Source organism: Streptomyces xanthii (assembly GCF_014621695.1).
GTDB lineage: Bacteria > Actinomycetota > Actinomycetes > Streptomycetales > Streptomycetaceae > Streptomyces > Streptomyces xanthii.
The window spans coordinates 352,589-361,615 of the sequence record NZ_CP061282.1 but is presented as its reverse complement, the minus strand read 5'-3'; the positions used below and the strand labels follow the sequence as shown (position 1 = coordinate 361,615).

Below are 9,027 nucleotides of genomic sequence, written 5' to 3'. Positions count from 1 at the left end.
CTCCGCAGACATGACGCGCCGCCACTACGTGGCGGAAACCCGGCAACGCTCCGCGTTGCTCACCGGCCGGCTCCGCTGTCCGGTGCGGACAACTCCGTTGTCCGGGGCGCGAATTGCTCCGCACTCTGGCCTGCAGGAATTCCGCTCCGCGATTTCCTGGTGGCTGGCTGTCGGATGTGGGATGTGGGATGTGGGATGTGGGATGACGCTACGTCAGTTCCTCACAAGGAATCCTGATGCTTCGTCAGGACTCTTTCGTGTCCGTCTAGTTGAATGTTCACAGCAGGCGAGGCTGGCGGGGCTGGCCGGCATGTATGGCAGAGTCCGCCAGGCAGTGCCTCGGGTTGTCCAGGCCTCCCGCACTCGGTGCACTCCATCAGGGAGCGTTGTCGAGGCACAGAGGCCGCAGACTGTGTGCGGTACTCCGGGACTCGTACTCGTTGTGGTGGAAGTTTGTCGCGCAGCCGACGGGCAACGAAGGCCCGTGGCGCATGCACGACGGGAGGAAGGCCCGTGACGAGAGTCTGGACGAACTGCAACCGGTCAGGGTCACGCTCCAGCCACTGTGCAGCAGCCTCCTCAAGAGACGCGCAATCCGCAGCCGACAACATCAACCTCGGCTCCCTCCAACCGAGTTGGGCCAAGGCCTCGTACGCCTCCGAACGGGGAGCTCCCGGCCCCGCGGAAGGCTTGGGGATGTGCCGGAGCCGTTGCGGATCTGACGCCCTGCCCGTCGCTCGACGCTGCACTGGCACTGGCACTGGCACTGGCACTGGCTCAGGACCGGCGGCACGGCCAGGCGCAGGGCCGAGCGCAGGACCGAGCGCAGGGCCGGGGCTGGGCGCTGACTCGGGGTCAGGCTCTAAATCCGCTTCCGGTTCAGACACAGGCGCGGGCACCGGCGCCAGCGCGGGCACTGGTACCGGGTCGGGGTCAGGGCCGGGTGCATCGTCGGCGAGGAACCGCGCCCACCACTGGTCACTCCGCGCGACGCGGGACCAGTAGGTGAGGGAAACCCAGCGGACCGTGCCGTCTCCTGTGGCGGCTCGGCAGCGTACGCGTCGCAGATGACCGGCCGCGGAGAGCTCCCTCAGCGCGCCCCCCACCGCCATCTGCCCGAACAAGGGCTGCTCCTTGGCGAGGGTCTTCACGTCCATCGCGGCCTGTTCCGGCAACGCGTCCACGAAACCTGCCAGGTAACGGCCACGCAGGGACAGATGAGCGAAGCCATCCCCCTTCGGGGATGCTCCGTCACAAACAGTCCGCTTCCCGTACCCCTGGCCGGCCATCGGGTGTGCGGACGACGGTGCTGCCGAGATACAGTCTTCATGAGCCACGGGATCGCCTTTTACGGTCACGAGGTGAGCCCCAAGACCGCCTCTTACGGTCACGGGGTCAGACCCCGGCAGGTGTTGCGAGCACCTGTCCGGGGTCGATTTATGTCACGAACGCTAAACGACCACCACACGGTGTGACAACCCGAACACTAAAAGTCAACACCCCACACCCAGAACACCCTTGACGCCTCGTCCACTCACAAGCCCACACAGCAGACACACAGGCCGACAGGCGGGAAGGGGTGGATGGGTGGATGGATGGGTGGATGGGTGGATGGGTGGGTGGGCGGGTGGGTGGGTGGGAAAAGAACCCATCCACCCACTCCCCACAAACACAGCTCGAAGCCCGAATCCCGAAGCTCGACTCTCGAACCTCAACTCCCCCAAGCCCCCACCAAGCCCAACTCCCCCAAGCCCAACTCCCCGAAGCTCGGCCTTCGAAGAGCGGCGCCTCAATCCCGCCCGAGCACACGCCCGTAATACAACCCTCCCCACAACCCGAACAACCGAGGCGTCAGCGCCCTCGAACCCGTTCCCACACCGTTCGGCAGCATCCAGACGCAGGTCATGCCGCGGAGGCTCGTTCGGCCAGGAGGTCCTCGATGTCGACAAGACAGTCGCCGCAACCCGTGCCCGCGTCCGTGGCGTCGCCGACCGATGTCACGTCGGTGGCCCCGGCCCTGACCGCGGCCACCACCTCCGACTCGGGGACTCGGGCGCACAGGCAGAGCAGCGGGTCCCCGATCACCGCGGCGCCCCTTCCGTGACGGGGCACTCATGGACGGTGGCGCCGCCGCGCGGCCGGGAGCGCAGCTCCGCCCGGCGGATCTTGCCCGAGGCGGTGAGGGGGAGGTCCGTCGTGAACTCCAGCAGCCTGACCCACTTCTCGCTCGGCAACTCGCGGGTCACCTCTGCGAAGACGGCGCGTGCCGTCTCCGCTCCCGGGTGGTGCCCGCGCGCGGGGACGACGTACGCCTTGGCCTGCCACAGGCCGACCGGGTGCGGGACCGGTACCACCGCGGCCTGGGCCACGGCGGCGCTGCGCAGCAAGGCGCGTTCGAGTTCCAGCGGGGAGATGCGGACGTCGAAGGACTTGAACATGTCGTCCGTGCGCCCCACGTAGGCGTAGGAGCCGTCCGGGTGCCGGAGCACCAGATCGCCGGTGTGGTAGTGGCCGTCGCGGAAGGCCTGGTCCGTTCTCGTTGTGTCGCCGGCGTATCCGGTCATCATTCCGGCGGGCGCCGGTGAGAGCCGGACGCACAGTTCGCCGGGGGTTCCATCGGGTACCTCGTGTCCGGTCTCCCGGTCGAGGACGCGCAGGTCGTAGCCGGGCAGCGCCCAGCCCATCCGGCCCGGTTCCACCCGGCGGCCCGGGGGGTTGCCGATCTGCGCGGTGGTCTCGGTCTGCCCGAACCCGTCCCGGACCTGGAGCTGCCATGCCTCGTGGACGGTGTGGAACAGGGCGGGTTCGAGGGATTCCCCGACGGCGGTCGCCTCCCTGAGTGCGGGTGGGCGCGCTCCCAACCCCTCCTGGACCATGCCGCGCCAGACGGTGGGCGGTGCGCACACCGTCGTGACGTTCCGCGTGCGCAGGGCGGTCAGGACGTCCCGGGGGCCGGGGCGCGGGGTGGCCAGAGCGAGCACCGTGGCGCCTGCGGTCCAGGGGACGAAGAAGGAGCTCCAGGCGTGCTTGGCCCAGCCGGGTGCCGACACGTTGAGGTGCCGGTCGCCGGGGCGCACGCCGTTCCAGTACAGGCCGGAGAGGTGGCCCACCGGATAGCTGAGGTGGGTGTGTTCCACCATCTTGGGGCGGGAGGTGGTGCCGGAGGTGAAGTAGCGGAAGAGCGGGGCGTCGGCGCGGGTGGGCGCGTCCGGCCGGAAGTCGTCTCCGGCCTGGTGGGAGGCGTCGAAGGACAGCCAGCCCGGGGCCGTGCCGCCGGCCACGACCCGGGTCCAGGCCCCGCCGATCCCGGCGAACCGGGGCACGGTCTCCGCCTCGGCGATCACGTGCCGGATGTCCGCGCGCTCGATCCGGTCGGCGAGTTCGCCCGCCGTGGTCGTCGTGTACGTGGGGACGACGACCGCGCCGAGTTTCATGGCGGCGAGCAGGGTCTCCCACATCTCGACCCGGTTGTGCAGCACGACCAGGACGTGATCGCCCCGGTGCACGCCGAGGGCCCGTAGCCAGACGGCGACCTGGTCCGAGCGGCGCGACATCTGCGCGTAGGTGACCTCGGTGTCGGCCGTGCCGTCGGGGGCCTCTCCCAGGATCCGCAGGGCGGGGTCCGTGTTGCCGTCGGCCAGGACGTCGAACCAGTCCAGGGCCCAGTTGAAGTGTTCCGGGCGCGGCCAGGTGAAGGCCCGGCGGGCGGCGTCGAGGTCCTCGCGGTGTTCGAGGAGTACGTCGCGTGCCGCGCGGAAGGCGCGGGTCGCGGCGGTCTCGTCTCGGGGCATGTTCCTTCGTCCTCTCATGCTCGGGCGGCGAGGGGCGCGAGCGCGCGGGTGTCGCGGGCGGTGGCGGCCGGCAGCAGTTCGGCGGCCACGGCGTCGGCCACCTTGCGGAACTCGGTGTTGAGGCCCGGGCGTCCGTTGCCGATCTGGGTGAACCAGCGCACGTGCTCGGTGGGAACGCCCAGGGCGTACAGCCCGTGGTGGGCGCGGCCTGTTGCGTCGATGACGCGGAAGGAGTCGCGTTCGATGTCCATGCCTCCGGTGGCGAACTCCTCGCCGGTGGCCGGGTCCCGGTTGGTGAACTCCCGCACCAGACCGTCGCGGAGCAGCTGCCTGATGAGCGGCGAGCGGTCGCGGGTCAGGTCGGGAGCCGGGATCCGGGCGTCGACGAGCGCCTGCGCGTGGCGCGGGGAGCCGGGCACGTGAGGGGAGTGCACGGTGAATCGGCCCGCCGCCGCGTCGGTCCCGAACCGCGTGTCCGGGCCCGCGACTTCGGCGATGCCGTGGTCCATCAGGACGAGCAGTTGCTCGGTGCGGAGCATGGGCGGGCCCGCGGAGAGCAGGGCGTTGACCGGTACGTAGCCGCGGCGGAAGTCCCGGTCGTAGGAGTCGGGAAGGAGCCCTCCGTAGTCCACTGCGGAGCGCAGGACTCCGCGCAGGTCGCGCAGGGTGTCGAGGGCGGCCTTCAGCGGTCCGTCGACCGTGCCCAGGGCGGCTTCGCCGAGGTCCTGGCGCAGGACCTCGGTCAGGCGGGCGCGCCATTGTTCCTGGCTGTCGAAGTGCTCGCCGGTGAAGGGCCGGGCCAGCTGCCACGGGTCCAGTCGGGGGGTGTCGTCCAGGCCGGCTTCGGTGACGGCGTGGGCGCCGTCACCGCCGGCGTCGATCTCGCGCACGTAGCGGGCGGCGAAGTTCTCGGCGGCCCGGTCGCCGTGCCGGGCTCGCATGTGGCCGGTGTAGTAGACGTGCCGGATCTCGTGCAGCACGAGGGGCAGGAGGTCTGCCACGAAGTCCAGCCGGCCGCTGCCGCCGGTCTTCCTGCGCCGGGTGCGGGCGGCGTCGACGGCTTCGTCGGTGAGGAAGGCGCCGCGGTGCACGTAGTTGGGCGCCTTCTGGCTGCGGCCGCGGGCCGGGATGGGCAGGCCGCTGCGTGAGCCGGCCACGATCCGCGGTTCGCGTCCGGACGGCTCGTAGCGCAGCCGTCCCCCGGCGTCGCGGACGAACCGGCCGCCGCGCCCCTCGGTCAGCGACATGAGGACGTCGTAGAAGGACAGGCCCATGCCGCGCACGGCGACCGTTGTGCCGGCGGGGATCGCCTCTTCGGACAGGTCCATGTCGGCAGCGGAGTCGCCGGGGACGTAGTGCAGCCCCGGGCGGCCCTCGGCGAACTCGGTCATGGCGCGGTCGAACGCATCGGGCTCGTTGTCCGGATGCCCGGTGGCGAACACCACCCGGTCGGCGTCCCAGGAACGCCGCTCATCGATCGTCACCCGGTAGCGTCCGTCCTGGCCGGGCCGGACGGAGGTGACCCGGCCCTGTACCGGTATGAGGCGTACGTGGGGCGGCAGTTCATCGGTGAGGGTGCGGTACACGAACCGCAGATACCGGCCGTATTCGAGGCGTGAGGCGAAGTCGTGCGGCCCGTGTCCGTCGCCCTCTCGCGCGCGCTGCGGGGCGTACTCGTGCAGCCACTCCCCCAGTGAGGGCCCCGCGCCGGGGCGCGGGCGGCCGCCGTCGGGTCCGCCGGAGAACATGGTGACCTGGCCGATCACCGTGTTCATCGCGAACCAGGAGTCCTGGTCCGTGCGCCAGATGCGTCCGGCGCCGACCTCCACGGCGTCCACGGCGTAGATGGTGACGGGGCGACGGTCGTCCGCCTCGCGCAGGCGCACGGCGAGCCGCTCCAGGACCGACAGTCCGCGGGGCCCGGTGCCGACGACCACGATGGTGTGGGGGGCGGGCGACCGTGTCTCGGGTGTGTTCACAGCGCACTCCTTGCGTCAGGTGGGGGGAGCAGTTCCGAGCCGGTGGCGTCGTCGCGGGTCCAGTCCAGGGCCTCGCTGTCGTACACGGTCTGCACGTGCGCGAGCATCCCGAGCAGGCCGTCGGCGCGGGGTCGCGCTCGCCCGGCGGTGGCCGAGGGGCGGATCGGCATGGCACCGGTGGCCTGCCAGTGCAGCCGGCCGTCGTCGCCGAGCACGGCGCGCGCCCGCTGCGCGTTGTCCGCGTGCAGGCAGTACGGGACGTCGAGCAGGCCGCGGGCGAAGGCGTCGGCGAGCGCCCGGCCCAGGTCGGTGCCGAGTTCGAGCACCGCTTCCACCAGCGCGCGGGCCTCCTCGAGCACCCCGTCGTCGGGCGCGGGGCCGAGCAGATGGAGGCCCTCGGCGCGGGCCTGGCGGGCCGCCCTCGCGGCTTCCTCCAGCGAGCGCACGTTGTCCCGCACCGTCGGGATGCGGTGGGCCTCCGCGGGCGTCTTGACCAGCAGCCGCTCGGCGCCGGTGCGCACCGCGAGTCGTGCGCTGTCGCGCAGCAGCGCCAGCGCTCCCTCCTCCGTGCGCGGGAAGACGCCCATGTAGGTGTAGAGCACGATGTGGTGGCGGACGTCGCCGAGGTGTTCGTCCGCGAGTCGGCGCAGCGCGGCGACGGCCGCGGCGTCCTGGGCGAAGTCGGTCTGCTGCGCGTAGCTGAGCGAGATGTCCCTCAGCCCGTGCTGCCGGAAGAACATGCCCTCCAGCACCGACAGCGCCACCAGCAGCGACGGCGGGCACAACTGGCCGAGCAGACAGCCGCCGAAGGTCTCGAGGTGCGCGGTGGGCGAGCCGTCGGCCAGCCGTTCGCATGCCCTGGCCCATTGCTCCACGGACCGGCTCAGAGGCGTGCGGCCGTACGGCAGGCAGTACGAGACGGGCCCGCCCTCGGTGGCGTCGAGCCCCGCATCGAGCAGCCCGGTGATGATGTCGAGGGGGAGGGCCGAGCCGTGGCGGACCTGGACGGCGAAGTCGCCGAGTCCGTGGCGCAGTCGGCGGGTGGTGTCGGCGTCGTGGGCGAGGATCGGGTAGCCGTTCAGCTCCTCGCCGGTGCGCACCGCACGGCGTGCTTCGTCCAGATCGCCGACCCGGGTGTAACTGTCCAGGGTGAGGGTGCCCACCGTGCGGGCCCGCGCGCCGTGGACGGCGACGAGCCCGGACCGCATGGCGGCGGGCGTCGCGAACCCCATCCGCGGCTGGACCACCAGTTCGCCGGCGCGGGCCGCCTCGGCCACGACCTGGCCGAAGGACGGGCCCCGGCCGGGTCCGGGTGTCGTTCCCGCACCGGTCACCGGCTGCCCGCCCCCGTCAGCCGGCGGGCCGGCACGGTGTCGACGAAGCGGCAGAAGTCGCGCAGTCCGTCGCCGTTCTCGAAGACGGCGTCGAATCCGGCGCCGAGCAGGGCGGGGGCGTAGGTGCCCGGCGCCGCGGCCCGCGTGCCGATCGTGCCCCCGATGACGACCGGCAGCCGCTCCAGGTCCCGCTGGGCCCGCAGACCGCGGATCAGACGCCCGCCGTCCGCCGCCCCGTGGCCGTTGACCGTGCTGATGACGACGAGATCGGGCGCGAGCCGCCGGCACGTGGACAGGAGCAGCTCGTCGGGCACGCAGGGACCGAGGTTGTGCACCTCGTGCCCGCGCTCCTCCAGCAGCAGCTGGAGGTAGATCAGATTCCAGGTGTGCGCGTCGGAGGAGACGCTGGAGAGCAGGACGCGGCGCCTGCCGCCAGGTATGGGAATTCCGTGTTCAGGACCGGTTCCACAAGGTTTCATGAGGCGCTCCCTGATCGGGAATGGGCATTTCCGACGCGCCGAGCCTAGGCAGGACCGGGTTCCCACCGCGCCCTCATGTTCCTGCAATGCAGGTAGGTGCTCGCCTTTCCCTCTGGCGACCCGGCGCACGGCCACCACAGACTCGAGGAAGTTCCGCGACCGCCACGACGGACAACAGCCGTCGATAACCGGTTGCTTTCCCTGGAAATACACAAGGAGCCCTCGATGAATTCCATCCCCGTCTCCCAGGGCCCGGCCCCTTTCCCGCTCGACGCGCGCGGAATGCGCCCCGTCGAAGTGCACTGCCACGGCTTCGGCGACGTCGACTTCTCCGACTTCACGCGCGTCGACCTCGACCGGCTCGACCAGTGGTGCGCGGGCGAGGGCGTGCTGGCGCTGCCCACGATGTATCTGCACCGCGACCGGCTCGGGGAGTTCGAGGCGTTCATGCGGCTGTACGCCGCCAAGCGCGCGGACGGCCTGCTCGCGCACATCCCCGGGATCGCGCTCGAGGGGCCGCTGCTCTCGCACCGCGGCGGCACCCCGCAGTCCACCGTGTGGGCGCCGAGCCGGCCGGAGTGGGAGCGGCTCGCCGAGCTCGGCGACCACGGCCTCGTGTACACGGTGGTCTCGCCGGACGCCTACTCGCCCGAGTCGGTGCTCCAGGACGACCCGCACCTGCGGGAGAGCGACTTCGAGTGGATCGTGCCCACCCTGCTGGCCCACGGGGTCCGCCCTGCCCTCGGGCACTTCACCCGCGACGATCCGGCCCGCAGTGCGGCCACCGTCGACGCCATAGTGGAGACCGCGCACCGCTCGGAGTGGAACGGCACCGGCGTGCGCGTGACCACGGACCACCTCTTCAACGACATGCCGCTCAACATCCGGCACGCCTTCCGCACCGACCGGGCCCGCGCCCAGCGCGACGAGGTCATCGCCTCGTACGACCTGCCCAACTGGACACTGGACAACATCAGCGAGATGGCCGGGCCGGTGCCCGGTGCGATCATCAAGCAGGCGGTCGCCGGCCGGATCTCGGCCTGCATCAACTTCGACGGCGAGCACGTGGACCTGGCGCTCGCCACCCGCGCCGTCCAGCTCATGGGCCCCCGCAACGCCATGATCATGACCGACCGCTGCGACTCCGCGCGGCTCGGCGGCCGGGCCCTGCACCACACGGCCGACAACGCCCTCTGGTACGAGGAGAACGGTGTCGTCGCCGCCGGCTCCCACCCCCTGGTGCGGCACATCGCCAACGCCAAGGCGCACGGCCTCGGCGACGAGGACATCGACTTCCTTGTCACGCGCACCGCCCACCGCACCTTCGGAATCGCCGCCGTCGAGCGGGTCTCCGCGGCCGCCTGACCGGGTTCTTCCGGCGCTCGCGGACGAGCCGCCGAATCACAGAACGGGACGATGTCGTGTTCGACCACATCGCCGATGC

At 71.4% G+C, this 9,027-nt stretch carries 6 protein-coding genes; 1 reads left to right on the top strand and 5 read right to left on the bottom strand.

Going from position 1 to position 9,027, the window contains the following annotated elements; translation table 11 throughout:
• Positions 1–1,902 precede the first annotated feature (1,902 nt).
• From IAG42_RS37155 to IAG42_RS37135, 5 genes are read right to left on the bottom strand one after another with little or no spacing between them, the layout of a single operon-like run.
• Positions 1,903–2,085 carry a (2Fe-2S)-binding protein gene (locus IAG42_RS37155; RefSeq protein ID WP_223206504.1) on the bottom strand — a complete coding sequence of 61 codons (183 nt, stop codon included), beginning with the start codon at positions 2,083–2,085 and terminating at the stop codon, positions 1,903–1,905.
• Positions 2,082–3,791 (bottom strand): AMP-binding protein, encoded by a 1,710-nt coding sequence (locus tag IAG42_RS37150; protein ID WP_188342024.1) that lies wholly within the window; start codon positions 3,789–3,791, stop codon positions 2,082–2,084. The genes IAG42_RS37155 and IAG42_RS37150 overlap by 4 nt, the downstream gene beginning before the upstream one ends.
• Positions 3,792–3,805: 14 nt before the next feature.
• Positions 3,806–5,770, bottom strand: a complete 1,965-nt coding sequence (locus IAG42_RS37145; protein ID WP_188342023.1) for an FAD/NAD(P)-binding protein — start codon at positions 5,768–5,770, stop codon at positions 3,806–3,808.
• Positions 5,767–7,104: a methylaspartate mutase gene (locus IAG42_RS37140; RefSeq protein WP_188342022.1), complete on the bottom strand. Its 1,338-nt coding sequence runs from the start codon at positions 7,102–7,104 to the stop codon at positions 5,767–5,769. The genes IAG42_RS37145 and IAG42_RS37140 overlap by 4 nt, the downstream gene beginning before the upstream one ends.
• Complete coding sequence (locus IAG42_RS37135; protein ID WP_188342021.1) at positions 7,101–7,583, bottom strand: cobalamin B12-binding domain-containing protein; 483 nt, start codon at positions 7,581–7,583, stop codon at positions 7,101–7,103. The genes IAG42_RS37140 and IAG42_RS37135 overlap by 4 nt, the downstream gene beginning before the upstream one ends.
• 225 nt (positions 7,584–7,808) lie before the next feature.
• On the opposite strand from IAG42_RS37135, the gene IAG42_RS37130 reads away from it, so the two are divergent.
• Positions 7,809–8,948: a hypothetical protein gene (locus tag IAG42_RS37130; RefSeq protein ID WP_223206503.1), complete on the top strand. Its 1,140-nt coding sequence runs from the start codon at positions 7,809–7,811 to the stop codon at positions 8,946–8,948.
• The last annotated feature ends 79 nt before the right edge of the window (positions 8,949–9,027 follow it).

Coding starts and splice junctions, on each gene's coding strand:
- IAG42_RS37150 (WP_188342024.1), bottom strand. CDS start 3,791: ATGCCCCGAGACGAGACCGCCGCGACCCGCGCCTTCCGCGCGGCACGC.
- IAG42_RS37135 (WP_188342021.1), bottom strand. CDS start 7,583: ATGAAACCTTGTGGAACCGGTCCTGAACACGGAATTCCCATACCTGGC.
- IAG42_RS37130 (WP_223206503.1), top strand. CDS start 7,809: ATGAATTCCATCCCCGTCTCCCAGGGCCCGGCCCCTTTCCCGCTCGAC.